The sequence below is a fragment of the Reyranella soli genome, assembly GCF_007992495.1.
In the GTDB taxonomy this organism is placed as follows: domain Bacteria; phylum Pseudomonadota; class Alphaproteobacteria; order Reyranellales; family Reyranellaceae; genus Reyranella; species Reyranella soli.
This window is the reverse complement of record NZ_BKAJ01000027.1, coordinates 1-25,384: the sequence shown is the minus strand read 5'-3', so window position 1 is coordinate 25,384 and position 25,384 is coordinate 1. Positions and strand designations below refer to the sequence as shown.

Sequence of the window (25,384 nt, the reverse complement as noted above, 5' to 3'; positions counted from 1 at the left end):
CGGACGGTCCCGTGCGGATCAGGCTTCCGCGTACCACCAGCCGCTCGGCTCGAGACTACCATGAGGCGCGAACATCGCTCATCCGATCCTCAAGGAAGTATTGTCGGGGGATAGTATTCCGTGATGCCAGTGCCGATGTGAGTCATCGGGATGCATGCGCGCGAGAAAAGGGTCTAAACCGCTGAACATCTGACTTGCGAGAGGCACCGATGCGAGGCAAACGGACCCTCATGGGCAAATACATCTGGCGCGGCCTGCTCGCCGTATCGACGGTCGCGCTCCTGGCCGGTTGCGGCTGGTTCGACGGCGGCGCGCCTGTCGGCAAGGCGAGACCGGGCGCCGACCGTCAGATCGCACCGACCGGGACCTTGCCGGCGGCCAACCCGGGCCGGCAGGCCGAGCAAACCGTCGTCCCGGCGAACGAAACTCGCGGGACCACGCCGGCAATTGGTTCGGTCGTGGGTGCGAAGGGTGGGCAGCGGGCGCAGAAGGAAGCCGCCGACAAGGCGGCCGCCGAGCGCGACGCCAAGGAACGCGAGCAGCGCAACGCGGCGGACCGCGACGCCAAGGCCAAGAAGCAATCGGTGCCATCGCAGACGACGCCCGCCGACTCGCCGCCCGCCACCGCACCGGCGGCTCCGGAGCCTGCGCCAACCGCTCCCAAGTCCTAGCGGATCGTTCGCGGTCAACCGGCGAAGGAGAGGTTGTCCGGCCTGAGATCCATGAAATAGAAGGTGTAGGGACGCCAGCTCACGTTCTTGCGCACCCCGTAGGATTCGAGGGGCTGGTAGATGATCGTTGCCGGGCATTCGTCTTCCCAGGCATCGAGCATCTGGCCGAAGAGAGTGCGCCGTCGCGCCAGGTCGGTCTCGACCTCGAGCGCGCGGCCGGCCTCGTTGAACGCTGTGGTCGTGGTCCATTCCCCACGCCGCTGAGGGCCGCTGTCGGGTCCCCAGGACGGCCACAGCGCCCCGAGCGGGTCGGGAAACCGCGTCGAGTTGGAGGTATTGCCGACCTGCTGCCCGGCCGCCTGCATCTGCGAGAAGTTCTCGACCACCTGCAGAGCGGCGTTGATGCCGACCGCTTTCCACATCTCGATCACGATCTGGGCGACGCGCAGCGCATTGGTGTAGTAGTTGGGCAGAGTGCGATAGACGATTCGCTCGCCGCTATAACCCGCCGCTTTGAGCAGCCGGCGGGCCGCCTCGGGATCGTGGCGCAGCGTGCGGCCCGACAGGAACATGTCGCCGTATTCGGGGTAGTTGTGGCCGGGCGGCACGACGGCCCGGCCGAGCCACAGCGTGTCGACCAGCAGCCGGCGATCGATCGCCAGGGAAAGCGCCTGCCGGACGCGCTTGTCGGCCATCGCCGGACCGCGCTCGTCGAAGGTGATGAGGTGCGAATTGGCGAGCACGACCGAGCGCGGCTCCGCGTGGCGCATGCGCTCGAACTCGCCGATCTGGTCGGGCGGCACGTTCGTGACGAGATCGAATTCGCCGGACGCAAGACCGGCCGCCCGGGTCGCGACCTCGGGCACCGACTGGAACACGACCTCGCGAGCGGTCGGCCGTCCCATCCAGTAGGCGTTGAAGGCCTCGAGCTCGAGCCGTTCGCCGAGCCTGAAGCGGCGCACCTTGTAGGGGCCCGTGCCGACCGGCGCCAACGCGAATCGCGTCTGGCCCAGCTCCTCGTAGGCGCGGCGGTTGATGATCTGTGAAGCCCAGGAGGCGAGGCGGTGCTCCAGCAGCACATCCGGCTGGCGCGTGCGGAACAGTAGCTGATAGGGGCCAAGTGGCTCGACCGCCTCGAGGACGCCGAAGAACGCGCGCGCCTCGGGAAACAGCGGCGCGTCGCCCCACATCCGTCCCTGCCGGAAGGTGAAGGTGACGTCCTCGGCCGTGAGCGTGTCGCCATTGTGGAAGCGCACGTCCTCGCGCAACGTGACGACGAGTTCGCGGCTGCTGCGCCGTTCCCACCCGGTCGCGAGATGCGGTTTCAGCGACGAGCCGCCGCCGTCGGTCGCGCCGAGAAAGTCGCGACGCAGGAGCGTGTCATAGATCGAGTAGACGACACGGGTGCCGACGTTGGATAGCTCGCGAGCCGGCTCCAGCGTCGGTGGCAGGTCAGCAACCGCGATGCGCAGCCTCGGGCGCTGGTCGTTCTGGGCGAGCGCCCCGCGGCTCAACACGAACGGTGCCGCAAGGCCGCCTTCGAGGACGTGGCGGCGTGAGACTCGACCCATCGTCGGCAACTTCATCGTTATCGTCACACGATCAGTCCTAGCCTGCGGTGCTGACAGACTTGTGACAGGCGTGTGCGTTCACCGCTCATTCCAGCTTGATGTCGAGATCCTTGATCAGCGCAGTGAAGTAGACCTTGTCGTCGGCGACCTGTTTCGTGAACTCGGCCGGCGACTGGTGGTGCGCGAACTGCGCCACCATCAGCAGCTTGTCCTTCATGTCGGCCGTGTCGGCGATGCGCGCGACCTCGTCGGAGATGCGTTGGGCAATGGTGGGCGGCAGGCCCTTGGGCGCGAACAGGCCGAACCACGCTCGGTTGGCGAAGCCTTTCAGGTCCAGACCGACCTCCTGCGCCGTCGGCGTGTCCGGCAGGTCGGCGAGCCTGGTCGGCGCATCGATCAGCACGGTGCGCACCTTGCCGGCCTTGGCGTAGGGCACGAAAGAGGGATCGAACACCATCTGGATGCGACCGTCGAAGATGTCGCCCGTGGCATCGACGATGGTCTTGTAGGGCGCGTGCTGCATCTTGATGCCGGCGGTGCGGGTCAGCACCTCGCCGGTGAGATGGGTGATGGTGCCGAGGCCGGACGAGCCGAACCAGTAGGTGCCGGGGTTCGCCTTGGCCAGCGCCACGAACTCCTGCCAGGTCTTGGCGCCGAGCGCGTTGGTGATGGTGATCGGCAGCAGTGCCGTCGACAGGCGGCACACCGCGACCAGGTCGTCGGACTTGTACGGCACCTGCCGAACGCCGGGCGTGATCGCCAGGATCGCGGTGGGCGCGAGCAGGAAGGTGTAGCCGTCGGGTGCGCTGCCCGCGACCATCGCCGCCCCAACGCCGCCCGAGGCGCCGGGCTTGTCCTCGACGATCACCTGCTGGCCGAGCACGGCGCTCAGCCGCTCGGCATAGAGACGTGCCACCTGGTCGGCCGAGCCGCCGGGTCCGTAGGGCACGATGAGACGGATGGGTTTGGTGGGCCAGGCCGGCTGCGCGCGGCTGCTGTTGGGCAGCAGGGCAGCGAGTGCCCCTACCGTCGCCGTTCGACGACCGATCATTCGTTTCCTCCGCTTTGTTGAGCGGGAGGATAACGCTTTGCTGGGAATGCGTCTTGCCGGACCGCGGACCTCCAGGTCCGCTCATGATCATGATGCGGGCCTGGAGGCCCACGGTCCGGCAAGACGCCTAACGCTGCTTCAACCGATCCGGCCGGTACTTCTCCATCACCGTATCGAGCTGTTCCACGGAAACGTCCAAAGCCGCGGCGAGCTCCCTCTTCTGCGCTTCGGTCGGCGGTGAGCCGGCGGGGCGGCGCGGCACGATCTTCTCGGCGACCTGCTGGAAATGCTCGGGGGTCGTGCCGAGGTCCTGGGCGATCAGGCCGATCGGAGGGCCTTGGGGCTCGTGGCGCCACGGGCTGACGACGGCGACGAAGGTCAGGCTGCAGGCAGCGATGACCAGCATGTCCGTCAATCGATATCCGATACCGCGCATTCCCTCTCCAAATCTCGGGTTCTCTGATCTTTACGACCGGCCCGGACGATGTATCCCCGCGGTCAGAAGTCCTGGTTCAGGTGATCTCGCTGCGTGGTGCCGGCATATTCCCGGCGGAAACGGCCGCGGCGCTGCAATTCCGGCACCACCAGGTCGACGAATTCCTCGATCGCACCGGGACAATAGATCGGCGACAGCATGAAACCGTCGCCACCGACCTGGTCGAAATAGACTTCGAGCTGGTCGGCGATGTCCGCAGGCGTGCCCACTATCTGCGGCAGCCCGACGCTCTGGCCATGGTTCTGCGCGACCTGGCGCAGGGTCAGAAGCTCGCCCGTGGCCGTGCGGTAGCGCGTCTGCATGCGCTGCAGCTTGGGCTCGGTGCGGTGCGCCATGACGGTGTCGAGCGGCAGGGTCGAGAGATCGAAGTCGAGATGACCGGAGAGGATCGCGAGTCCGCCCTCCAACGGCACCAGCGCGTTGTGCTCGGCCTGCTTGTCCTCGGCCTCGGCGCGCGAGGCGCCGATGATCGGCTGCACGCCGAACAGCATCTTGCAGGCCGACGGCGGACGGCCGGCCTCCGCCGCGCCGCGCTTGATGTCGTCGTACAGCGCCTTGGCGCCGGCGATGTAGGGCTGGATGGCGAACACCGCATCGGCGTAGTGCGCGGCGAAGTCGCGGCCCTTGCCCGAGGTGCCGGCCTGCAGGATGGCCGGTCCGTGGTGCGGCGAGCGCACGACGTTCAATGGCCCGCGCGACTTGAAGAAGCGGCCCTCATGGTCGATGCGATGGACCTTGGCGGGATCGGCGAAGATGCCGGCGTCGCGATCCATGATCACTGCATCCTCGTCCCAGCTCGCCCACAGCTTGCGGCAGACTTCCATGAACTCGTGGGCGCGGTCGTAACGCTCGTCGGTCGGCTTCATCTCCTCGCCGTAATTGGCCGACTGGTTGTGATTGAGCGTCGTCACGACGTTCCACGCCGCGCGACCCTTGGTCAGGTGATCGAGCGTCGCCCAAAGCCGCGCCGCATGGAAGGGATGCTGATGGCTCACCGAGTAGGTGGCGCCGAGACCGATATGCGTGGTCGCGGCGGCCATGAACGACAGCAAGGGAATGGGATCGTGCTCGGGCGCCTGCGTGGCGTTGCGGATAGCCGGCGCCAGCGAGCCCGAAAAAGTGTCGGAGATGTAGTTGAGGTCGGCAAAGAAGAGCATGTCGAGCTTGCCGCGCTCGCAGACGCGGGCGATGTGCTGGTAGAGCTCGGGGTGGGTCCAGTCATAGCCGGCCGCCGCGGTGCGCGGATGCCGCCACATGGCGACGCTGTGGTAGGTCGGGCCATGCACCAGGAACTGCGCCAGGTGCATCATGGGCTTGGGCATCGGCAGCTCCGAGACTGTCACCCCGAGCGCAGCGAGGGGCCTTTAGGCAACGGTAAAGGTCCCTCGCTGCGCTCGGGATGACAACAGGACCTGCATCGGGAATTTGGCATTCCTAAGAACGCACAAGCGCGAAGGACTCGAAGAAGTGCCGCGTCTCCGGTTGGCTCTCGACGCCGGCGCGGCCGGTGACGCCGAGCTGATACAGCCGATTGCGCGCCCAGTAGAGGCGCACCGCGGTCGTGGTGCCGTTGGCCTGGGCCAGGGTGAACTCGCGGCCCTGGGCGCGGCCCAGCGTCAGCTTCTTCTCGCTGCGCAGCGTGTTGCCCGCCGCCATGCCGTCGCGGACCTTGTCGAGCATGACGTCGCTCGAGGCGGAGAGGGCGGTGCGCTCGGGATAGTCGATCCACGACATGGCGAAGGTGGCGCCGCCTGCCTGTACCCTGGCCTCGGTCATGGTGAGCGTCTGCCCGGGCGAGTTGAGCGGCGTCGTCTCGACCTTCGGCGTGCCCGGCATGTCGATCTTGCAGCGGCCGCCCTCCGGGCTGAAGGCTGTCCAGCCTTGTGCGTTTGCCGTTCCCGCGAGCAGCAGCACCAGACCGATCCATTGCACGACGCGACGCATGACGCTCTCCCTAGAAGGCTTTGGTGACGCTCATGAACACCCGGCCGGAACAATAGCTGGTATAGGCGCAGCCCGCCGGGTCGATGCTGGTGTCGGTATAGGCCACCATGACGTCGAGGCCATAGACCGACGTCACCAAGCCGATTTGCCAGTACCAGTAATCGTAGCTCGGCAGGCCATAGGCGGCGAAGCGGTCGACCGAGAGGTTGCCGAGCGAGCCGTAAGTCTTGAAGGTGATGTTCTCATTGAAGCTCAGGAAGGGCAGCGGCACCGTCAGCAGCGCCCGCTTGTTCCATGACTGGCCGGAGTCGGCGAACGAGCTGGGGCTGAAGCGCACGCGGCCGGCCAGCGAGGCGAAGCCGAAGTCGTAGCCGATGTTCAGGTTTATGTCGCCGTAGTTGTAGCCGAGGTCGGCCGGCGGCCCGATGAAGGTGTAGCGGACGTAGCCCAGGTCGAGGCTGAGCTTGCGGTTGAAGGCGCGGGCCTTGAAGCCGGCCGCGACGTCGACCTCGATGCCCTGGCCGGTCGACGGGAAGTCGATGTTGCTGCCCCAGCCCGAGGCGTAGAACCACACCGGGATGTCGAAGCCGAAGTCCTTCGAGCGGTAGTCAAGGCTCATCTGGTAGGCCGGCGCGTTTTTGGTCTGCGAGATGCCGGCGAAGGAATAGTCAGTGGCGAAGGTAAAGGCGGCATTGAAGAAGCCGCCGAACGGGGCGGGCCAGCGCTCGTCGGTGTCGGCCAGCGCTGCTTCCGCGCCGCAGACCAGACAGAGCAGGGACAGAACCAGACCGAACAGGCACGGGGCGGTCGATCGAAGGGCAGGGCAGGGCATCGCGCCGGATGGTCACACATCCGGATTGCGGTGGTCCATGGGCAACGCTAAGCCTGTCGCATCGAGGGAGGAAATGCCGTCATGGCCGTCGGCGACACATACCGTGCGCTCCATCAGCGTTCGCTCAGCGACCCCGAGGCCTTCTGGGCCGAGCAGGCCAAGGCGATCGACTGGACGCGGCCCTGGGACAAGGTGCTCGACGCCTCCAAGGCGCCGTTCTATCGCTGGTTCGCCGGGGCCGAGCTCAACACCTGCTACAACGCGCTCGACCGCCACGTGCAGCGTGGCCGCGCCGAGCAGCCGGCCCTGATCTACGATTCGCCCGTCACCAACCGCAAGAAGAGCTTCACCTACCGCGAGCTGCGCGATCAGGTAGCCAAGCTTGCCGGCGCCATCGCCGAACAGGGAGTGACCAAGGGCGACCGCGTCATCATCTACATGCCGATGATCCCCGAGGCGGTGATGGCCATGCTGGCCTGTGCCCGGCTCGGCGCCGTGCATTCGGTGGTCTTCGGTGGTTTCGCGGCCAACGAGCTCGCCACCCGCATCGACGACTGCGCGCCCAAGCTGGTGCTGACGGCGTCATGCGGCATCGAGCCCGGACGGGTGGTGAAGTACAAGCCGTTGCTCGATCAGGCGATCGAGCTTGCCACGCACAAGATCCCGCGCTGCATCGTGTTCCAGCGTTGGCAGGCGCCGGCCTCGTTGGTCAAGGGTCGCGACCTCGACTGGAACGAGGCGGTGGCGGCGGCGCAGCCGCGCGGCTGCATGCCGGTGAAGGCGACCGACCCGCTCTACATCCTCTACACGTCGGGCACGACTGGCCAGCCCAAGGGCGTGGTGCGCGACAACGGCGGTTATGCAGTCGCGCTCGCCTGGTCGATGCAATATCTCTACGGCGTCAATCCCGGTGAGATCTGGTGGTGCGCCTCGGATGTGGGCTGGGTCGTCGGCCACAGCTACATTGCCTATGGCCCGCTGATCCACGGCGCGACCACGATCCTCTACGAGGGCAAGCCGGTCGGCACGCCCGACGCCGGCGCCTTCTGGCGCGTGATCTCCGAGCACAAGGCGGTGGCGCTGTTCACCGCGCCGACGGCGTTCCGCGCCATCAAGAAGGAGGATCCCGACGGCAAGCTCCTGAAGCAGTACGACCTCTCGAAGTTCCGCACGCTGTTCCTGGCGGGCGAGCGCGGCGATCCGCCGACCATCGAATGGGCGCAGAAGCTTTTGGGCGTGCCGATCGTCGACCACTGGTGGCAGACCGAGACCGGCTGGGCGATCTGCGGCAACTTCGTCGGGCTGGAGCCGATGCCGGTCAAGCTCGGTTCGTGCTCGGTGCCGGCGCCGGGCTGGAATCTCCAGGTTCTGGATGAGCAAGGCAAGCCCATCGCCAAGCAAGGCGAGGTGGGGGCGCTCGCGGCCAAGCTGCCCTTGCCGCCGGGCACCTTCCCGACCCTGTGGAACGCCGACGAGCGTTTCAGGCAGGCCTATCTCGCGGACTATCCCGGCTACTACAAGACAGGCGACGCGGGCTTCATTGACCAGGACGGCTACGTCTCGGTGATGACGCGCGTCGATGACGTGATCAACGTCGCGGGCCATCGCCTGTCGACCGGCCAGATCGAGGAAGTTTTAGGCAGCCACAACGACGTCGCCGAGTGCGCCGTGATCGGCGTCGCCGACGAGCTCAAGGGCCAGGTACCGTTCGGCTTCCTGGTGCTGAAGGCGGGCGTCGACCGGCCGAGGGAGGAGACCGTGCGCGAGGTCGTCCAGCTCGTGCGCGACCGCATCGGCCCCGTCGCCTTCTTCAAGACTGCCATCATCGTGCCGCGCCTGCCCAAGACGCGTTCGGGCAAGATCCTGCGCGGCACCATGCAGAAGATCGCCGACGGCGAGCCCTGGAAGATGCCAGCCACCATCGAGGACCCCGCGGCGCTCGATGAGATCACGGGCGGGCTGAAGACGGCGGGGTATGCTGGGAAGGGTTAGATGCTGCTTCGAGTAAGACTGTCATCCCGAGCGTAGCGAGGGACCTTTAAGGCCACAGGAAAGGTCCCTCGCTACGCTCGGGATGACAGCGATCGTTTAGCGACGACAGTCGATTTGTTTCTGGAGGACGTATGGCTCTCGATGTGAACCGCTCCGATCTGGTCGTGGGCGTGGTCGGAACCGGCGCGATGGGGCGCGGCATTGCGCAGGTGACGGCGCAGGGCGGCATGAAGGCCGTCATGTTCGACGCGGCAGCGGGCGGTGCCGCAAAAGCCAAGGCTGCGATCCTCGAGACGCTGAAGGGCCTCGTCGCCAAAGGACGGCTGACCGATGCAGATCTCGCCAAGACCGACGCCAACCTCGCGGTCGCCGACAAGCTCGAGGACCTCAAGAGCTGCCACATTATCGTCGAGGCCGTATTCGAGAACCTCGAGGTCAAGCAGAAGCTGTTCGGCGAGCTGGAAGCCGTGGTCCCGCCCGAGACCATCCTCGCCTCGAACACCTCGTCGATCCGCATCGCCTCGATCGCGCGCTCGCTGAAGCATCGCGACCGCGTCTGCGGCATGCACTACTTCAATCCCGTGCCGCTGATGAAGCTCGTCGAGGTCATCCGCGCCGCCGATACCGCGCAGTGGGTGACCGACGCCATGGTGGCGCTGGGCAAGCGCCAGACGCGCGTGCCCGTGGTGGTGGGCGACACGCCGGGCTTCCTGGTCAATCTCGGCGGCACCGCCATCGGCACCGAAGGCCTGCGCATCATGCAGGAGGGCAGGGCCACGCCGTCGCAGGTCGACGCCGTCATGCGCGACAGCTGCGGCTTCCGCATGGGGCCGTTCGAGCTGATGGACCTCACCGGCATCGACGTGAACTTCCCGGCGCGCAAGATCATCTATGAAGGCTTCTTCCACGACCGGCGCATGACGCCCAGCCCCTATCATGAGAGCCTCTATGCGGCGGGCCGGCTCGGCCGCAAGACCGGCGGCGGCTGGTACGGCTACGACGCCAAGGGCGCCAAGGTCGATCCCGGCGCCGATCATTTGCCGTCGGTCGTGCCGGCGACGCGCGTCGTGGTGATGGACAGCCACAACGAGAAGCTGGTCGGCCTGGTGATGGCCGCGGGTGCGCAGGCGCTGGGTGCCGACGACGGCAAAAGCCCGATCCTGGTGGCGCCGGTCGGCAAGGACTGCACCACGACAGTCGTCGAGCGCGGCCTCGATCCCAGGCGCACCGTGGCGATCGACCTCACCGGCGACATCGCCAAGCGCCTCACCATCATGACCGCGCCCGGCGCCGACGACCTGGTGCGCGACGCCGCGGCCGCCATCCTGGCGCGCACCGGTGCCAAGGTGACCTTGATCAAGGACTCGCCCGGCTTCATCGCCCAGCGCATGTGCGCCATGATCGCCAACCTCGGCTGCGAGATGGCGATGATCGGCATCGCCTCGGCCGCGGATGTCGACACAGCCATGACGCTCGGCCTCAACTACCCGCGCGGGCCGCTGGCGCTGGCCGACTGGCTGGGCGTCAAGGACTGCCACGAGATCCTGCTGCAGCTGCAAGCCATCACCGGCGACGATCGCTATCGGCCGAGCCAGTGGCTGCGGCGGCGGGCGCAGCTGGGGATGAGCGCAACGACGCTGGACTAGCTAGGGCGGCCTCCCTTACGGACGGCCGATCTCGATCACCGCGCGGCGCAGCGGCTCGCCGGAGACCTGAACCCAGCCGGGATGCATCGGATCGCCCAGGTCGAGAATCATGAGCATGGCCCCCGTGACCGCCAGTGAGCACAGGAAAAAGCTGGCGATCACCGTGAGATTGGCCGGCGCGAACAAGCCGAAACTGACGAAGATGAGAAAGAGCCAGAAGGTCAGCACGAAGAGGAATTGTGCGGGAACCGTGGTGCCGGGGTTTTCCCACAGCAGCCATCGCTCGGCATAGATGCTGGACGTGATGGCGAGCGCTTGCTGGACCAGCGCCGTGTGTCGTCGGTCGGCGGGGGTCAGCGACAGGACGGAGTCGAGGAGGGCGTCCAGTCGATCGGATGTCTCCCGATCGGTCGAAGATGGCACGGTCGACGCCGGGAAAAGTTCGTCGTTCTTCCGGGCCGTGTAGGCACGCAGGTTCGCACGCGCCTCGTCCGCTTCCGGCCCGTACGCCCGCAGCAGGTGATCCAGGTGAATGAGATCGGAGCTGAGCTTCTTCACGATCCCGGCATTGACCGAAAACGAACTGTTCGCCGAGGAGAGCATCAGGGCGAGCACCAGGGAGGTCAGCGATACCACCACGGTGGCCATCAGCTTCACCGCGCTTGCCGACGAGGTGCTCAAATGATGCGCCGGCAGGAGCCGCGCGACGAAGATGCCGATCAGCCCTCCGCCGAACATTGCAACAAGGGCCATCACGCAGATGAGCAGGCTGGAGCTGTCGATCACCCGACACCGTACCGCAGCCACCATGAAAAGTCGCCGCGACCAACCCACGCTGGTCGCGACGACCTTTTCAGTACAATCCGACAGCGCTCTCCTCAGTTCCAGCGATCCGCGACGCGCAGCGGCCGTGGCCTGCGAACGCGCCGTGGGGCGCCGCCGGGCTGAAGGCCGGTGAAGGCGTGGATGGCGAGCCACACCGAGATCGCCAGCACGAGCAGATGGGCGAGGAACAGCGGCGAGCCCAGCGTCGTTGCCGGCAGCGCGCGCAGGAAGCCGATCTTGCCGAAGGCCTGCATCACGGCGATGAAGGCGTTGAGATAGAGCAGGGTCGCCGCACCGGTGACATAGATCGCGCGCCACGGCCCGGCCAGCTTATGGCGCCACAACGCCAGCAGGGTCGGCACGAAGACCGCCAGCGAGGCGATGGCGATGCCGTGTCCCATGCCGAAGCGCGGGAACGACAGAAGGTAGAGCAGCCCCGTGACGCTGGCGGCGAGCGTGGTCACGAGGAACAGCGTCGTCAGGCCCCACGCCTTCGGCGACGCGGACGGGCGCAGCAGGACGAGCACGCCCGAGGCGATGCCGACCAGGCTCAGCACCACGTGCACGACTGTGAAAGTCGACAGAGACATCCCGAAGATCACGACACTTCTCCCACACAACGAAGCATCCACCCACGTACTTGATAGCTTCAGTCGGGATGATCGCGTGTCCGGAATGATTGATCGGCCGTCCGCTTCGGCGGTGGATTGCCACAATGGCGGCACAATCGGACGTTGAGCGGCACGCCGGCCGCCCAGATTGACAATTCAATTCCATCTATTGCAATTTTTGCCATGGGTCGCTTGTCGCCATTGCAGCGCAAGGCTGAAACCGACCTCCTGGCTGGGGAGGAGCCTCTTGTCGTCCAGGGACTCGCCCGCGGCCTTTCCGTGCTGAGGGCCTTCCGGCCCGGCGAAAGCGCGCTCAGCAATGCCGAGATCGCCGCGCGCACCGGTCTGTCCCGTCCGGCAGTTTCGCGCCTGACCCAGACCCTGACGGCGCTGGGCTATCTCGCCTATGTGCCGCGGCTTGGCCGCTATACGCTGGGCGCGGCGATCGCCTCGCTTTGTCATTCCCTGTTGTCGGGCATGCCGTACCGGATCGCGGCTCACCCTTTCCTGCGCGAGGTCGCCGAGGCGACGCGCCTGCCGGTGTCGCTGGGGGCCCGCGACCAGCTGCACATGATCAACATCGACACGGTCCGCCACGACAACGCGCCGCCGGCGCGCTTCGATCTCGGCGCCCGCATCCCGTTGGCGACGACGGCGATGGGGCGGGCCTACCTGTTTGCCGTCCCGGAGTCCGAGCGTCGTGGCCTGCTCGACCGCATCCGGCGTGACGCAGGCCGGGAGTGGCGTACGATCCGTTCGGGTATCGACACTGCCTTCGAGATGCTCGAACGCAGCGGCTTCTGTGTTTCCGCCGGCGAGTGGCGCGCCGATGTCGTCGGCGTCGGGGCGCCGGTCGTCACCGCCGACGGCGTCGTGCTGGCGGTGAATTGCGGCGGGCCGCCTTTCGAGATTTCCGAGGAGCGGGCGCTGGCTGATGTGGGGCCTCGCGTTGCCCATGCCGCGGCCAGTATTGCAGGGACTGCGGGTTGAACGGCGCGGGTGTGCGGCGCCATAGGTGAGGGAGGATGAAATGTGGGGATTGAAGAGGCAACGGCCGTCCGCGATCGGCATGGCGCTGAGCTCGGTGCTGATCGCGTTCTCGTTTCCGGCCGCGGCCCAGGAAGTCGTGCTCAAGGGCGTCGCGGCCTTCCAGGAAGGCTCCATCTACGCCCAGAAGTTCGAGCAGTACATCAAGGCGGTCAACGAGAAGGGTAAAGGCCAGATTCGCATCCAGTATCTCGGCGGTGCGCCGAAGGTCATGCCGCTCTTCGATGTCGGCAAGAACCTGAAGGACGGCGTCATCGATATCGTCACGACGTCGAGTGCCTACTACGGCAACGTGCTGCCCGAAGCCGAGGCGATGAAGCTGATCGAGGTGCCGATGTCGGAGCTGCGCAGCAACGGCGGCCTCGCCTTCCTCAACAAGCTGCACGTCGAGAAGGCCAACACCGAGTTCCTTGCCCGCTTCTACAACTACGAGCGGGCCCATATCTTCCTGAACAAGGAGATCGCCAAGCCCGATTTCTCCGGGCTCAAGATTCGCGTCACGCCGATGTATCGGCCGATGGTGGAGAAGCTCGGCGGTACCGGCATCAACTCGACCCCGCCCGAGGTCTACACCATGCTCGAGCGCAACACGGTCGACGGCTACGGCTGGGCCACGCGCGGCATCTTCGACTACTCGTGGCAGAAGGTGACGAAGTTCCGCGTCGATCCGGGCTTCTATCATCCCGACATCACGCTGCTGGCCAACCACGACACCTGGACCAAGAAGCTGAACGATGCCCAGCGCAAGCTGCTGCTCGACCTCGCGATGGAGATCGAGGCCAGCACCGCCGACGTCGCCCTGATCGAGGCCGAGCGCAAGAAGCAGGAGGAAGCCGGCATCAAGGCGATCCGCTTCGCGCCGGCCGATGAGCAGCGTTACGTGAAGGAAGCGCGCGAGGCGGGCTGGGCGGTGGTCAATAAGATCAGCCCCGAGAACGGTCCGAAGCTCCGCGGCTATTTCACCAAGGAGTAGGCGAGCGGATCCTTCCCGTGACCATCGCGCTTCGCCTCTTCGAGAAGCTGATCGGCTTCTTCGGAATCCTGTTCGGCCTGGTGATCGGGCTGATCATCGCGCTGATCTGCATCGACGTCGCCTTGCGCGACTTCGGGCTCGGCTCGCTGCCGTGGCTGATCGAGCTCAGCGAGTACCTGATGTACGCCGGCACTTTCCTGGCGGCGCCCTGGGTCCTCCGCCAGGGCAACCATGTCCGCGTCGACATGCTGTTCGTTGCCTTGCCCAAGCGGCTGGCGGTCCGGCTGGAGCAGCTGGTCGACTTGGTCGGCCTCGGCATCAGTCTCGTGCTGCTCTACTACGGCAGCGCCGTCGTCAGCGACGCCTGGCGCAACAACATGGTCGCCTACAAGACCTGGTACGTGCCGGAATGGCTGCTCTTTCTCGCCATTCCGGTCAGCGCGCTGATGTTGGCCATCGAGTTCACCCTGCGTTTCATGCGTGTCCAGAGCGTCGTGCGCGACTCGTATGACGTCACCGACCGGGCGACCTTGTGATGGCATGGCCCGCCGCCCTGGCCCTCATGCTGGGCCTCGTTTGTCTCGTGATGCTGATCGGCCTGCCGGTCGCCTTCGCCTTCTTCCTCACCAACATCGTCGGCGCCATCGTCTTCCTGGGTGGCGAGAACGGCATCATGTCGTTCATCCGCGGCTCGATGGCGTCGATCGCCAACTTCAACCTGGCGCCGGTGCCGCTGTTCCTGGTGATGGGCGACATCCTGCTGCGCAGCGGCATGGCCTTCCGCGCCATCGACGCCATCGATCGCCTGATCCTCGCCGTGCCGGGCCGCCTGTCCGTCGTGGCCGTGAGCGGCGGCACGATCTTCTCGGCGCTGAGCGGCTCGACGATCGCCACGACGGCAATGCTCGGCCAGTCGCTGCTGCCCGAGATGCTGCGGCGCGGCTATCATCCGTCGATGGCGATGGGCCCGATCATGGCGATCGGCGGCGTCGACATGCTGATCCCGCCGTCGGCGCTGACCGTCCTGCTGGCGACGCTGGCGAGCAGCGTCAGCCGCGACAAGGTGTCGGTGTCGGACCTGCTGATCGCCGGCATCATTCCGGGCCTGATCATGAGCGTGTGCTTCCTGATCTGGATCGTCGTCCGGTGCTGGATGCGGCCCGATCTTGCCCCTCGGGACGAAGCGTCAAAGGCGCCCATGACATTGGTCGAGCGCTGGCGGCCGTTCTTCATCGACGTCGTGCCGCTGTCGTTCATCTTCATCGTCGTCATGGGCAGCATGTTCATGGGCTGGGCCTCGCCGACCGATTCGGCGGCCCTGGGTTGCCTGGCCACCGTCGCGCTGGCGCTGTGCTACCGGGCGCTCACCTGGAAGGTCCTGTTCGAGAGCCTCAAAAGCACCGCGGCCGTGACGACGATGATCTTCTTCATCATCGCCGCCTCCACGACCTTTGCCCAGATCCTGGCCTTCTCGGGCGCCACCGACGGCGCGCTGGCCGAGATCGCCAAGTACGAATTCACGCCGTTGATCGCCGTGTTCGTGATGATCGCGATCCTGCTCGTCCTCGGCTGCTTCATGGACCAGATCAGCATGATGCTGCTCACGTTCCCGTTCTTCATGCCGCTCGCCAACGCCCTCAACATGGATCTCGTCTGGCTCGGCGTCATCCTGCTGATCTCGCTGCAGATCGGCTTGCTGACGCCGCCGTTCGGGCTTCTGCTGTTCGTCATGAAGGGCGTGGCGCCGCCGGAGATCACCATGCGCCAGGTCTGGGCGGCCGCCTTTCCCTATACGGTGATCGTCTTCGGCGTGCTGATGCTCGTCGTGTTCGTGCCATCCGTTGCCACGCTGCTTACGGGAGCCATGCGATGACCAAGCCTGCGGCAATCGAGGCCGCCCGCCTGTTGGTGGCCGGCCGGCGTGCGCACGAGACGGTGCCGGGACTTCCCGATGTGCGGACGTTCGACGACGCCTACGCCGTGCAGGCTGCGTTTCGCCCGCTGTGGGACGAGGCGGTCGTCGGCCGCAAGGTCGGTTGCTCGTCGGAACAGTCGCAGCGGCTCGTCAATTCGCCGGGGCCGATCGCCGGCGTCCTGTTCCGCGACGCGCTGTGGCAGCAGCCGGCTACCATCCCGGCCGCCCGTTTCTTCGTCGCCGGCGTCGAAGCGGAGTTCGGCTTCCAGGTCGGCCGCGACCTGCCGGCGCGGTCGGCGCCCTATGAGCGGGAAGAGGTGAGCGCTGCGGTCGACGCCGTCGTGCCGCTCATCGAGATCTGCGACACGCGCCTTTCCGAGTGGCGGAGCCGCCGCATCGAGGAGATCACTGCCGACAATGCCTTCAATGGCGGTGTCGTGGTCGGGACCGCCTTCGAGGCATGGCGCAGCCTCGATCTCGCGACCCACCGCGTTACCCTATCGGTCGATGGCGCATTGAAGGGCGAGGGGACCGGCGCCCTGGTGCTCGGCCATCCGCTCATTGCGCTGACCTGGCTCGCCAACGAAATGTCGCGTCGAGGCGATGGCCTGCGCGCGGGCGAACTGGTCGCTGCTGGGACCTGCACCGGGCTGCACTTCGTCTCTGCTGGGAGCACAGTCGAGGCTGATTTCGGTGCGGCACTCGGCAAGGTCGAAATTCACTTTACCGGCTGACGAATGCGGCGCTGTGTCGAGGGATTGGACGAGCGAATGCTGATCAGATGGGCGGTCATCGGGTTGATGTCGGTTTTCTGCCTGGCCGCTGCGCCGTCGCAGGCGCAGCTCAAGGGCGAGAACCTCCTGGTGGCGCCGCCGGCCGGCTTCAAGGTCGGCTACAAGGGGACGAGCAACGGCGTCAATCTCATGGAGTGGGTGCCTGCGGCTGAGACGGTGCAGAACTGGTCGGAAATGGTCACCGTGCAGATCTTCACCAGGAGAGCCGACCTTGATCCCGCGCAGTTTCTCGGCAGGCTGCAGCAGCAGTGGCTCGCAGCGTGCCCGGGCAGCAAGCCCGCCTCCATCCCGACGGGCAAGGCGAACGGCTACACCGCCTCGATGATGATGCTCCACTGCCCATTACTGGCAGCGACCGGCAAGCCCGAGACGACGATGTTCCGGGCGATCAAGGGAAACGACAGTTTCTATGTCGTCCAGCGCGCGGTCCGCGCGGCCGCCTCGCCGGACCAAGTCGAGAAAATGAAGAAATACCTCGGAGAAGTGAGCGTGTGCGAGGCGGGCTCGCCGCAGCACCCATGCCCCGCCCTGACACCCCTCGGCCGATAGCCTCCTTCGCTCCTGCGCAGCGTAGGTGGCTGGGGCAAACGGCCTCCGACAGGGCTGCCGGCCTCAGTTGACGTTTACGTAAAGGTAAACTACATCCCGAGCGCTGGCGGAGCAGGCGTCGGCGGACCAAAGTCCCAAGAACAAGACCCCGTTGATCGACCGCCGGAGGAGCGCTCAGTGACAGCGTTGGCAGCCCATTACACGCCCGAACACCAGATGTTCCGCGACACCTGCCGGCGCTTCTTCGAGAAAGAGGTCACGCCTTTCCATATGAAGTGGGAGGAGGAAGGCATCGTCCCGCGCGCGCTGTGGCGCAAGGCGGGCGAGCAGGGGCTTCTGGGCATGACCATGCCCGAGGAATACGGCGGCGCCGGCGCCGACTTTCTCTACAGCGCCATCCTGATCGAGGAGCAGGGCCGCGCCCTCGCTTCCGGGCCGGCCTTCTCGCTGCACAACGACATCGTCGTGCCCTACCTGCTGCACTACGGTACCGAAGAGCAGAAGAAGAAATGGATCCCCAAGGCGTGCTCCGGTGAGCTGGTCACCGCCATTGCCATGACCGAGCCCGGCACCGGCTCGGACCTGCAGTCGGTCAAGACCAACGCGGTGATGGACGGCAATCACTGGGTGATCAACGGGTCGAAGACCTTCATCAGCAACGGCCAGCTCGCCGACCTGGTGATCGTGGTCGCCAAGACCGATCCCAAGCTCGGCGCCAAGGGCACGTCGCTGATCGCCGTCGAGACCAAGACGGAAGGCTTCAAGCGCGGCCGCAATCTCGAGAAGATCGGCATGAAGGCGCAGGACACGTCGGAGCTGTTCTTCGACAATGTGCGTGTGCCGGCCGATCACCTGCTCGGCGGCCCCGGCATGGGCTTCATCCAGCTCATGCAGCAGCTGCCGCAGGAGCGGCTGGTGATCGCCATCCAGGCCATTGCCGCCATCGAGGCGGCGATGGAGCACACCGTCGCCTACGTGAAGGACCGCAAGGCCTTCGGCAAGGCGATCATCGATTTCCAGAACACCCGCTTCAAATTGGCCGAGCTCAAGACCAAGGCACTGGTCGCGCGCGTGTTCGTCGACGATTGCGTCGCCAAGCACCTCAAGGGCGAGCTCGACGTCGCCACGGCGGCGATGGCCAAGTACTACACCACCGACCTGCAGTGCGAGCTGATCGACGAGTGCCTGCAGTTCTTCGGCGGCTACGGCTACATGTGGGAATACCCGATCGCGCGCCTCTACGCCGACGCGCGCGTGCAGAAGATCTACGGCGGCACCAACGAGATCATGAAAGAACTGATCGGAAGGACGCTTTAGCAACACGACGACTGTCATCCCGAGCGTAGCGAGGGACCTTTCCTGTGGCCTCAAAGGCCCCTCGCTTCGCTCGGGGTGACAGCTTCACTGGTTCGCGCATTCAAGGAGACCGACCATGACCGACGCATTCATCTACGACGCCGTCCGCACCCCGCGCGGCAAGGGCCGCAAGGACGGCTCGCTGCACGAAGTGACCCCGGTGCGGCTGGCCGTGACCGCCCTACAGGCGATCCGCGACCGCAACAAGCTCGACACCCACCTGGTCGACGACGTCGTGCTGGGCTGCGTCATGCCGATCGGCGAGCAGGGCGCGGACATCGCCCGCACCGCGGCGGTCGTCGCGGGCTATGCCGAGACCGTGTCGGGCGTGCAGGTCAACCGCTTCTGCGCCTCGGGCCTGGAAGCCACCAACATGGCGGCGGCGCAGGTCATGTCGGGCCAGAGCCAGGCCGCGATCGGCGGCGGCGTCGAATCGATGTCGCGCGTGCCCATGGGCTCCGACGGCGGCGCCTGGCCGACCGATCCCGCGGTCGCCATCCCGATGTACTTCGTGCCCCAGGGCATCTCGGCCGACCTGATCGCCACCAAGTACGGGCTGAGCCGCGACGACGTCGACGCCTACGCCGTCGAATCGCAGAAGCGCGCCAAGGCCGCCTGGGACGCCGGCTACTTCAAGAAGTCGATCGTGCCGGTGAAGGACCAGAACGGCGTCGAGCTTCTCGCGCACGACGAGCTGATGCGGCCGCAGACGACCATGCAGACGCTGGCGGCGCTCGAGCCCAGCTTCAAGATGCAGGGCGAGATGATGCCGGGCTTCGATGCGGTGGCCATCCAGCGCTACCCCGAGGTCGAGAAGATCACCCACGTCCACCATGCCGGCAACTCGTCGGGCATCGTCGACGGCGCCGCCGCTATCCTGATCGGCACCAAGGAGTTCGGCGAGAAGGCGGGGCTGAGGCCGCGCGCAAGGATCCGCTCCTTCGCTTCGATCGGCTCGGAGCCCGCCATCATGCTGACCGGGCCCGCGCCCGCGTCGGAGAAGGCGCTGAAGCGTGCCGGCATGACGGCGAAGGACATCGATCTCTGGGAGCTGAACGAGGCCTTCGCCGCCGTCGTGCTGCGCTACCTGCAGATCCTCAAGATGCCGCACGACAGGATCAACGTGAACGGCGGCGCCATCGCCATGGGCCATCCGCTGGGCGCCACCGGCGCCATGATCCTGGGAACGCTGCTCGACGAGATGGAGCGGCGCAACCTCTCGACCGGCCTGGCCACGCTCTGCGTCGGCGCCGGCATGGGCACCGCCACGATCATCGAGCGCGTCTGAGGCTGGGGGCGCGCGACTCCAGTCGCGCGTCATGCTCGGCCGCAAGGAATGATCGCGCCACTGGAGTGGCGCGCCCCCAGCGAAGAGGAATCGAACCATGATCAACTACAACGTCGATAGCGACGGCATCGCCACCATCACCTGGGACATGCCGGGCCGCACCATGAACGTGCTGAACGAGGCCTCGCTGACGGCCTACACCGGCGCGCTCGAGGACGCTCTCAAGGACGACAAGGTCAAGGGCATCATCCTGACCTCGGCCAAGGCCGACTTCATCGCCGGCGCCGACCTGGAAATGCTTCTCGGCACCGACACCTCCGACGCCGCCAAGCTGATGGACCAGTTCAGCCAGCTGCAGAAGATCTTTCGCCGCCAGGAGACCGGCGGCAAGCCGATCGTGGCCGCTATCAACGGCACCGCGCTGGGCGGCGGCTTCGAGATCTGCCTCGCCTGCCACCATCGCATCGCCGCGGCCAACCCGAGGGCCAAGGTCGGCCAGCCCGAGGTCAAGATCGGCCTGCTGCCGGGCGGCGGCGGCACGCAGCGCATCCCGCGCCTGATCGGCGTGATGAACGCAGCGCCCATCCTGCTCGAGGGCAAGGACCTCACGGTCGATGCCGCCAAGGGCCTCGGCCTGATCCACGACGTCGTGCCGGCGCAGGAGCTTCTCGCCAAGGCGAAGGCCTGGCTGATGGCGCCGGCGGCTGAACAGGTCGTGCCGGAATACGCCGGCAAGGGCGCCAAGCCGATCGACGGCCGCGCCGTGCAGCCGTGGGACCGCAAGGGCTTCAAGACCCCGGGCTTCCCGGGCGGCGCGGTGTGGAGCCCGCCGGGCGTGCAGACCTTCATCGGCGGCAACGCCATGATCGCCGGCAAGACCAACGGCGTCTATCCGGCGCCCAAGGCGATCATGAGCTGCGTCTACGAGGGCCTGCAGCTGCCGTTCGACACGGCATTGCGCGTGGAAACCCGCTACTTCGTCTCGCTGCTGCGCGATCCCGTCGCCAAGAGCATGATCCGCACGCTGTTCTTCGGCCTGCAGGAGGCGAACAAGCTCGCGCGTCGGCCCAAGGGGGTGCCGAAGCAGGAGTACAAGAAGATCGGCATACTGGGTGCCGGCCTCATGGGGGCGGGCATCGCCACCGTCTCGGTGCAGGCCGGGCTCGACATCGTGCTGATCGACCGCGACCAGGCGGCTGCCGACAAGGGCAAGGCCCACATCGCTGCCGAGCTCGACAAGCTCGTGAAGCGCGGGCGGCTTGACCAGGCCAGGCGCGACGGTCTGCTGGCCAAGGTGACGGCGACGCCGGACTTCGGCGCGCTGAAGGACGTCCAGCTCGTGATCGAGGCGGTGTTCGAGAACCGGGAGGTCAAGGCCGAGGCCACCAAGAAGGCCGAGGCGGCGCTGCCGAAGGATGCGGTGTTCGCATCGAACACCTCGACTCTGCCGATCACTGGCCTGGCCGAGGCCTCGTCGAAGCCCGACCAGTTCATCGGCCTGCACTTCTTCTCGCCGGTCGAGAAGATGCCGCTGGTCGAGATCATCGTCGGCAAGAAGACCTCGCAGGAGACCTTGGCGCGTGCCATGGATTTCGTGCAAAAAATCCGCAAGACGCCGATCGTGGTGAATGACAGCCGCGGCTTCTTTACGTCGCGCGTCTGCGGCGCCTTCATCAGCGAGGGCCATCGTCTCCTGAAGGAGGGCGTGCCGGCCGCCATGATCGAGAACTGCGCGCGCTTTGCCGGCATGCCGGTCGGCCCGCTGGCGCTGAACGACGAGGTCGCGATCGACCTTTCGTGGAAGATCATGGACCAGACGCGGCGCGACGCCGAGGCCGCCGGTCAGAAGTTCGAGGGCTCGGGCACCGAGGACATCCTCGAGCTGATGGTCAAGAAGCTCGAGCGCTTCGGCCGCAAGAACGGCAAGGGCTTCTATGAGTATCCGGCCGACGGCAAGAAGCGCCTGTGGCCCGATCTGCAGAAGCACTTCCCGGCCGATCCCAAGCTGCTCTACGGCGAGGGCGAGGAGAAGCGCGCCAAGGAGGAGGAGATCAAGAAGCGTCTCCTCTATGTGCAGGCCGTCGACACGGTGCGCTGCCTGGAAGCCAACGTGCTCACCGCGCCGCAGGACGGCGACGTCGGCTCGATCATGGGCCTGGGCTTCGCGCCGCAGACCGGCGGCGCCGTCAGCCTGATCGACCAGGTCGGCGTAAAAACCTTCGTCGCCGAGTGCGACGAGTTCGCCAAGAAGTACGGCGCGCAGTTCGAGGTGCCGAAGCTGCTGCGCGACATGGCCGCCAAGGGCCAGAGCTTCTACGGCGATTACCATCCTGCGAAAGCGGCGTAACGCGCACGCTGTCATCCCGAGCGCAGCGAGGGACCTTTCAGGCAACCGTAAAGGTCCCTCGGCCTTCGGCCTCGGGATGACAGGTGTTTTGTAATTCACATTTGTGCGCCACAATCCTCCCGACCGAAATCGGAGGGAATCACCGTGAACGACAAGGAAATCGCCGCACTCGCTGATCGCATCGCCGCGGGCCGGCGCAGCCGCCAGGTGATGGACTTCCTCGCCGCCGACACGGCGGCCTTGAGCGAGGCCGATTCCTACAAGGTCCAGTTCGCCGTCCACGACCGCCTGACCGCCGACGGCAAGGACGCCATGGCCGGCTGGAAGGTCGCGCTGACGCTGCCCTCGCAGTACGAGCCGATGAAGCTCTCGGGTCCCGTGTTTGCCGGCATCTACAAGAGTGGCGTGCGGCCGACCGGCGCCGTGTTCGAGAAGGGCTGGCCGATCAAGGCCGGCATCGAATGCGAGATGGTGGCGCGCATGTCCAAGGACGCGACGGCGGGCGGCTATACGGCCGACAGCATCAAGGCCCACGTCGCCAGCTTCCACTGCGGCGCCGAGGTCGTCGAGAACCGCTACGCCGACGTCACCAAGGTGAGCGGCCCCGGCCGCATCGCCGACGACGTGCTGCAGGCCGCCTGCATCGTCGGCACCGACGTGAAGGACTGGCAGACGGTCGACTTCGCCGGCCTGAAGGGCCGCTCGGAGTTCGAGGGCAAGGAGATCGGCGCCGGCCCCGGCACCAACGTCATGGGCAGCGCCCTGATCTCGCTCGCCTGGCTCGCCAACAAGCTTTTGGAGCACGGCAAGCACCTGAAGGCGGGCGACGTGATTCTCACGGGATCGGTGCATCCGCCGGTGTTCCTGCCCGGGCCGGGCAAGGCCAAGACGGAGTACGTCGGCCTGGGCGGCACGGAGATCACCGTCAAGTAGCGCTGCGTTTAGCCGGGCCGATAGGCCATCAGCTTTCTGCAGGCGAAGCTCATCGTCGTTGCGAACACGGCGAGAATGAGCGCCGTCGCCAGGATATCCGGCCATCGGTTGACGGGCTCGCTGACGATGCCGGACAGTGGCCCGAATACGAAAGCGATCGGGGCAAGGTACGTTACGACGGCGAAGCAGCCGACAGGATCGGCATGCCTCGTCGAGAAGCAGTATGACCAGCTCAAGTAGACGCCCAACACCGAAGGCGCGAAGGGCAGGGCGACGACGGACCAAACGGCGACGCATCGTATGAAGGCGACGGCATGGGACATGATCGGCGTCATGGGCAGTTCTGGCCGATCCTGACGATGGGCCGCTGCGGATCGCCGAAGTTGCTGCGCCGGCAGGTCGGTCGTCCCAGTTCGTCGCGCGCGGCGTAGGCGTAGCCGCCGATGACCGACGGTCCGACGCCCGGGCTGTTCCACGCGACTTCGAGGGCGGCGAGGTAGGTGCCGAGGCCGACCAAGGCAGCGACCAAGGATATCGCCGCCAGGATCGGTGATCTGTTTGCGACTTTCATCGTCTCCCCATCAGAAGGTCTGTCTGGGAGACGGAGGTCCGAACCGGGTCGTTACAGGTCTTGTTGACGGGCGTGATGGAAGCGCCTATCACTAAACCATATGGTTAAGTGATGGAGTGCAACCCATGGCTTGCTCAATCGTGACGGTCGACCGTCAGCTGACGGCGGTGGTCAAGGCCAAGGTGCCGTTCCCGGAAATACCCATGGCCCAGCGCTCGGCGCGTGCCGCGATCGATGCGGCGCTGCCGTCGCTCGACGCCGGTCCGCTCGGCCGGCCGCTGACGCGCTTTCGCACGCCGGCGAAGGACGCGCTCGACATGGAAATCGGCACCATCGTCGGCCAGAGCTTTGCCGGCCGCGGCGAGATCGTGCCGTCGGATCTGCCAGCCGGGCGCGCTGCGCACTTTCAGCTCAAGGGACCGTTCGACGGCATGCCGGGCGCCTGGCAGACGCTGTTCGCGTGGTGCGCCGCCGAGAAGCTCGAACTCACGGGCATCAACTGGGAAATCTACATGCCCTGGCAGGGCGTCGATCCCGCCAAGCTCGAGACGGATCTTTACGCGCTGTTGGCCTGAGTCAGGGCCACTTGGGCTTCGGCACGCGGGGTAGACGCGGCAGACTCGGCAGGCGAGGCACGCTCGGCAGCCGGGGCAGGCCATTACCTGCATATTGGACGTTGGTCGCGCGAGTCTCGGACGTCATGCCCTCGACCCGTGTCTTGCACTCTCCCGAGCCGGCAAGGGCGAGGATCGTGACCGCGATTGAGCAAAGTGCCTGCATTGCTGTCTCCCTCTTCAGTAGGAACCGACTTTTGCCGGTCTCCACTGAAGACGAAGGTCGGAAGATTGCCGTTACACCCGCGTCAACATGTTGCCGTTGAGGGGGCATTGAGACAGAATTTTCTAGGGTTGCTGTAGATTGGCCAGTTCGGACGACGGACGACTGTGAGAAACTGCACAGAACGTTGGAACGGATTGCGGATACTTCCGCAGCGCTGCGCCTTTCAGCCCCGGCGCACCGCCATCTTTGCAAGCCGAGGTTGCCGCTACGAGAGGGCTGTAGAATGTCGCTCGCCGATGATGTGCTCGACCTGGTCGGCCAGATTTATGAGGCTGGCGTCGAACCAAGGCTATGGGATGCCACGTTGGTGCGTCTCGGCGAACGTTTTGACGCCAATGGTGGCATCCTGGCGACGACGGTGGGCGGAACCAATCAGCTCAGTTTTTCCAGTGAATTCGGCGCCGAGCCGGAATGGCAGGAGGCTTACAATCGGGAATTCTACAAACCCGAGCTCAATCCTCTATTTCCGGCATTCCGGCGGCTGCGGCCCGGTGTTGCCGCCGCTGACTGGATGCTCTTGCCCAAGCAGAACCTGATGCGTTCGCCGTTCTACAATGAGTGGAGCTTGCCGCAGGACCGGCACACATACTTCGGCCTCGTGACCTCTGCCGATCCACAAGCGGTTGGCGCAGTCATGTTCTGCCGCGGACGTCGGCCCGGCGATTTTGCGGATGAAGAGATCGCCTTGCTGCAGGCCTTGTCGCCTCATCTGGTCCGGGCAGTCGGCCTCAGTCGACACCTCGGCGCCCTGGAGGGGAAACGTCAGCTGAGCGACGCGCTCCTCGATGCCACTGCGAGGCCGGTCATCGTTGTCGAACCGGACGGTCGTATCGTGCAGGCCAATCACGCCGCATGGCGCATCCTCGATGCGGCCGATGGACTCTTGGTGCGCCGGGACCGGCTCGCGGCCGCACGGCCGGCCGATACGTCGGCCGTGCGGCGGCGGATCAAGGCCACGGCCGAACGCGATCTGACCGCACACCAGGCCATGGCGGTGATGCGGCGCTCAGGCGCGCTGCCTTACAACGTGGCTATGACACCCGTTCCGGTCGAGGCGGTGGGGTTGGAGCGGGGCAGGGTGCTGGTCGCGGTCTTCGTCGCCGACCCGCATGCCAATCCGCCGGACATGGCC

At 66.1% G+C, this 25,384-nt stretch carries 25 protein-coding genes; 15 read left to right on the top strand and 10 right to left on the bottom strand.

Annotated features, from left to right (window positions below; all coding sequences use genetic code 11):
* Positions 1-209: 209 nt before the first annotated feature.
* Positions 210-671 carry a hypothetical protein gene (locus tag RSO01_RS07070; RefSeq protein WP_147147603.1) on the top strand — a complete coding sequence of 154 codons (462 nt, stop codon included), beginning with the start codon at positions 210-212 and terminating at the stop codon, positions 669-671.
* Positions 672-685: 14 nt separating this feature from the next.
* Here the strand turns inward: RSO01_RS07070 and RSO01_RS07065 are convergent, their stop codons facing one another.
* The 6 genes from RSO01_RS07065 to RSO01_RS07040 all read right to left on the bottom strand — a co-directional run bounded on the left by RSO01_RS07065 (position 686) and on the right by RSO01_RS07040 (position 6,565).
* Positions 686-2,242, bottom strand: a complete 1,557-nt coding sequence (locus RSO01_RS07065) for an ABC transporter substrate-binding protein (RefSeq protein WP_147147601.1) — start codon at positions 2,240-2,242, stop codon at positions 686-688.
* An 85-nt stretch (positions 2,243-2,327) separates the two neighbouring features.
* A complete protein-coding gene (locus tag RSO01_RS07060; protein WP_147147599.1) occupies positions 2,328-3,293 on the bottom strand; it encodes a Bug family tripartite tricarboxylate transporter substrate binding protein in 966 nt (321 codons plus the stop codon).
* 127 nt (positions 3,294-3,420) lie between these two features.
* Positions 3,421-3,729, bottom strand: coding sequence for a hypothetical protein (locus tag RSO01_RS47130; RefSeq protein ID WP_170302897.1), 309 nt, complete (start codon positions 3,727-3,729; stop codon positions 3,421-3,423).
* 62 nt (positions 3,730-3,791) lie between these two features.
* Positions 3,792-5,111, bottom strand: a complete 1,320-nt coding sequence (locus RSO01_RS07050) for an LLM class flavin-dependent oxidoreductase (RefSeq protein ID WP_147147597.1) — start codon at positions 5,109-5,111, stop codon at positions 3,792-3,794.
* 112 nt (positions 5,112-5,223) lie between these two features.
* On the bottom strand, positions 5,224-5,733 hold the full coding sequence (locus RSO01_RS07045; protein WP_147147595.1) for a hypothetical protein: 510 nt from the start codon (positions 5,731-5,733) through the stop codon (positions 5,224-5,226).
* A gap of 10 nt (positions 5,734-5,743) precedes the next feature.
* Positions 5,744-6,565 carry a TorF family putative porin gene (locus RSO01_RS07040; RefSeq protein ID WP_147147593.1) on the bottom strand — a complete coding sequence of 274 codons (822 nt, stop codon included), beginning with the start codon at positions 6,563-6,565 and terminating at the stop codon, positions 5,744-5,746.
* An 81-nt stretch (positions 6,566-6,646) separates the two neighbouring features.
* Between RSO01_RS07040 and RSO01_RS07035 the strand changes: the two genes are divergently transcribed.
* Positions 6,647-8,557 (top strand): propionyl-CoA synthetase, encoded by a 1,911-nt coding sequence (locus RSO01_RS07035; protein ID WP_147147591.1) that lies wholly within the window; start codon positions 6,647-6,649, stop codon positions 8,555-8,557.
* Positions 8,558-8,688: 131 nt separating this feature from the next.
* A complete protein-coding gene (locus tag RSO01_RS07030; protein WP_147147589.1) occupies positions 8,689-10,203 on the top strand; it encodes a 3-hydroxyacyl-CoA dehydrogenase in 1,515 nt (504 codons plus the stop codon).
* A gap of 15 nt (positions 10,204-10,218) precedes the next feature.
* On the opposite strand, the gene RSO01_RS07025 is transcribed toward RSO01_RS07030, so the two are convergent.
* Complete coding sequence (locus RSO01_RS07025) at positions 10,219-10,989, bottom strand: bestrophin-like domain (protein ID WP_147147588.1); 771 nt, start codon at positions 10,987-10,989, stop codon at positions 10,219-10,221.
* Positions 10,990-11,081: 92 nt separating this feature from the next.
* A complete protein-coding gene (locus RSO01_RS07020) occupies positions 11,082-11,618 on the bottom strand; it encodes a hypothetical protein (RefSeq protein ID WP_170302896.1) in 537 nt (178 codons plus the stop codon).
* Positions 11,619-11,822: 204 nt separating this feature from the next.
* On the opposite strand from RSO01_RS07020, the gene RSO01_RS07015 reads away from it, so the two are divergent.
* From RSO01_RS07015 to RSO01_RS06970, 10 genes are all read left to right on the top strand, one after another.
* Positions 11,823-12,629, top strand: a complete 807-nt coding sequence (locus RSO01_RS07015; protein WP_147147584.1) for an IclR family transcriptional regulator — start codon at positions 11,823-11,825, stop codon at positions 12,627-12,629.
* Between the two features lie 40 nt (positions 12,630-12,669).
* Positions 12,670-13,659 (top strand): TRAP transporter substrate-binding protein DctP, encoded by a 990-nt coding sequence (gene dctP / locus RSO01_RS07010; protein ID WP_147147582.1) that lies wholly within the window; start codon positions 12,670-12,672, stop codon positions 13,657-13,659.
* Positions 13,660-13,676: 17 nt separating this feature from the next.
* Positions 13,677-14,195: a TRAP transporter small permease gene (locus RSO01_RS07005; protein ID WP_170302895.1), complete on the top strand. Its 519-nt coding sequence runs from the start codon at positions 13,677-13,679 to the stop codon at positions 14,193-14,195.
* Positions 14,195-15,532: a TRAP transporter large permease gene (locus RSO01_RS07000; RefSeq protein ID WP_147147579.1), complete on the top strand. Its 1,338-nt coding sequence runs from the start codon at positions 14,195-14,197 to the stop codon at positions 15,530-15,532. The genes RSO01_RS07005 and RSO01_RS07000 overlap by 1 nt, the downstream gene beginning before the upstream one ends.
* Complete coding sequence (locus tag RSO01_RS06995; RefSeq protein WP_147147577.1) at positions 15,529-16,308, top strand: 2-keto-4-pentenoate hydratase; 780 nt, start codon at positions 15,529-15,531, stop codon at positions 16,306-16,308. Before RSO01_RS07000 ends, RSO01_RS06995 begins: the two co-directional genes overlap by 4 nt.
* Positions 16,309-16,311: 3 nt before the next feature.
* Complete coding sequence (locus tag RSO01_RS06990; RefSeq protein WP_170302894.1) at positions 16,312-16,917, top strand: hypothetical protein; 606 nt, start codon at positions 16,312-16,314, stop codon at positions 16,915-16,917.
* Between the two features lie 177 nt (positions 16,918-17,094).
* Positions 17,095-18,234 carry an acyl-CoA dehydrogenase family protein gene (locus tag RSO01_RS06985; protein ID WP_281291417.1) on the top strand — a complete coding sequence of 380 codons (1,140 nt, stop codon included), beginning with the start codon at positions 17,095-17,097 and terminating at the stop codon, positions 18,232-18,234.
* Between the two features lie 115 nt (positions 18,235-18,349).
* Entirely contained in the window at positions 18,350-19,561 is a 1,212-nt protein-coding gene (locus RSO01_RS06980; protein WP_147147573.1) for an acetyl-CoA C-acetyltransferase, read from the top strand.
* A gap of 97 nt (positions 19,562-19,658) precedes the next feature.
* Positions 19,659-21,908 (top strand): 3-hydroxyacyl-CoA dehydrogenase NAD-binding domain-containing protein, encoded by a 2,250-nt coding sequence (locus tag RSO01_RS06975; RefSeq protein WP_147147571.1) that lies wholly within the window; start codon positions 19,659-19,661, stop codon positions 21,906-21,908.
* Positions 21,909-22,052: 144 nt separating this feature from the next.
* Positions 22,053-22,841, top strand: a complete 789-nt coding sequence (locus RSO01_RS06970; RefSeq protein ID WP_147147569.1) for a 2-keto-4-pentenoate hydratase — start codon at positions 22,053-22,055, stop codon at positions 22,839-22,841.
* An 8-nt stretch (positions 22,842-22,849) separates the two neighbouring features.
* On the opposite strand, the gene RSO01_RS06965 is transcribed toward RSO01_RS06970, so the two are convergent.
* Together RSO01_RS06965 and RSO01_RS06960 are read right to left on the bottom strand one after the other, a co-directional pair.
* On the bottom strand, positions 22,850-23,164 hold the full coding sequence (locus tag RSO01_RS06965) for a hypothetical protein (protein WP_170302893.1): 315 nt from the start codon (positions 23,162-23,164) through the stop codon (positions 22,850-22,852).
* 8 nt (positions 23,165-23,172) lie between these two features.
* Positions 23,173-23,412, bottom strand: a complete 240-nt coding sequence (locus RSO01_RS06960; protein WP_147147565.1) for a hypothetical protein — start codon at positions 23,410-23,412, stop codon at positions 23,173-23,175.
* A gap of 125 nt (positions 23,413-23,537) precedes the next feature.
* On the opposite strand from RSO01_RS06960, the gene RSO01_RS06955 reads away from it, so the two are divergent.
* Both RSO01_RS06955 and RSO01_RS06945 read left to right on the top strand, forming a co-directional pair.
* The gene (locus RSO01_RS06955; RefSeq protein ID WP_147147563.1) at positions 23,538-23,987 is read left to right on the top strand and encodes a GyrI-like domain-containing protein; all 450 of its coding nucleotides are present in this window, start codon (positions 23,538-23,540) and stop codon (positions 23,985-23,987) included.
* Between the two features lie 488 nt (positions 23,988-24,475).
* Positions 24,476-25,384 (top strand): nitrogen regulation protein NR(II) (locus RSO01_RS06945; protein WP_147147559.1); only part of this gene is annotated, 909 nt, incomplete at its 3' end.

Excerpts from the sequence above, each read along its gene's own strand:
- RSO01_RS07035 (WP_147147591.1), top strand. The coding sequence starts at position 6,647 with ATGGCCGTCGGCGACACATACCGTGCGCTCCATCAGCGTTCGCTCAGC.
- RSO01_RS06975 (WP_147147571.1), top strand. The coding sequence starts at position 19,659 with ATGATCAACTACAACGTCGATAGCGACGGCATCGCCACCATCACCTGG.
- RSO01_RS06980 (WP_147147573.1), top strand. The coding sequence starts at position 18,350 with ATGACCGACGCATTCATCTACGACGCCGTCCGCACCCCGCGCGGCAAG.
- RSO01_RS06960 (WP_147147565.1), bottom strand. The coding sequence starts at position 23,412 with ATGAAAGTCGCAAACAGATCACCGATCCTGGCGGCGATATCCTTGGTC.
- RSO01_RS07000 (WP_147147579.1), top strand. The coding sequence starts at position 14,195 with ATGGCATGGCCCGCCGCCCTGGCCCTCATGCTGGGCCTCGTTTGTCTC.
- RSO01_RS07060 (WP_147147599.1), bottom strand. The coding sequence starts at position 3,293 with ATGATCGGTCGTCGAACGGCGACGGTAGGGGCACTCGCTGCCCTGCTG.
- RSO01_RS07030 (WP_147147589.1), top strand. The coding sequence starts at position 8,689 with ATGGCTCTCGATGTGAACCGCTCCGATCTGGTCGTGGGCGTGGTCGGA.
- dctP (WP_147147582.1), top strand. The coding sequence starts at position 12,670 with ATGTGGGGATTGAAGAGGCAACGGCCGTCCGCGATCGGCATGGCGCTG.
- RSO01_RS06965 (WP_170302893.1), bottom strand. The coding sequence starts at position 23,164 with ATGTCCCATGCCGTCGCCTTCATACGATGCGTCGCCGTTTGGTCCGTC.
- RSO01_RS07070 (WP_147147603.1), top strand. The coding sequence starts at position 210 with ATGCGAGGCAAACGGACCCTCATGGGCAAATACATCTGGCGCGGCCTG.
- RSO01_RS07020 (WP_170302896.1), bottom strand. The coding sequence starts at position 11,618 with ATGTCTCTGTCGACTTTCACAGTCGTGCACGTGGTGCTGAGCCTGGTC.
- RSO01_RS07045 (WP_147147595.1), bottom strand. The coding sequence starts at position 5,733 with ATGCGTCGCGTCGTGCAATGGATCGGTCTGGTGCTGCTGCTCGCGGGA.
- RSO01_RS06995 (WP_147147577.1), top strand. The coding sequence starts at position 15,529 with ATGACCAAGCCTGCGGCAATCGAGGCCGCCCGCCTGTTGGTGGCCGGC.
- RSO01_RS47130 (WP_170302897.1), bottom strand. The coding sequence starts at position 3,729 with ATGCGCGGTATCGGATATCGATTGACGGACATGCTGGTCATCGCTGCC.
- RSO01_RS07015 (WP_147147584.1), top strand. The coding sequence starts at position 11,823 with ATGGGTCGCTTGTCGCCATTGCAGCGCAAGGCTGAAACCGACCTCCTG.
- RSO01_RS07040 (WP_147147593.1), bottom strand. The coding sequence starts at position 6,565 with ATGCCCTGCCCTGCCCTTCGATCGACCGCCCCGTGCCTGTTCGGTCTG.
- RSO01_RS06990 (WP_170302894.1), top strand. The coding sequence starts at position 16,312 with ATGCGGCGCTGTGTCGAGGGATTGGACGAGCGAATGCTGATCAGATGG.
- RSO01_RS06955 (WP_147147563.1), top strand. The coding sequence starts at position 23,538 with ATGGCTTGCTCAATCGTGACGGTCGACCGTCAGCTGACGGCGGTGGTC.
- RSO01_RS07050 (WP_147147597.1), bottom strand. The coding sequence starts at position 5,111 with ATGCCCAAGCCCATGATGCACCTGGCGCAGTTCCTGGTGCATGGCCCG.
- RSO01_RS07065 (WP_147147601.1), bottom strand. The coding sequence starts at position 2,242 with ATGGGTCGAGTCTCACGCCGCCACGTCCTCGAAGGCGGCCTTGCGGCA.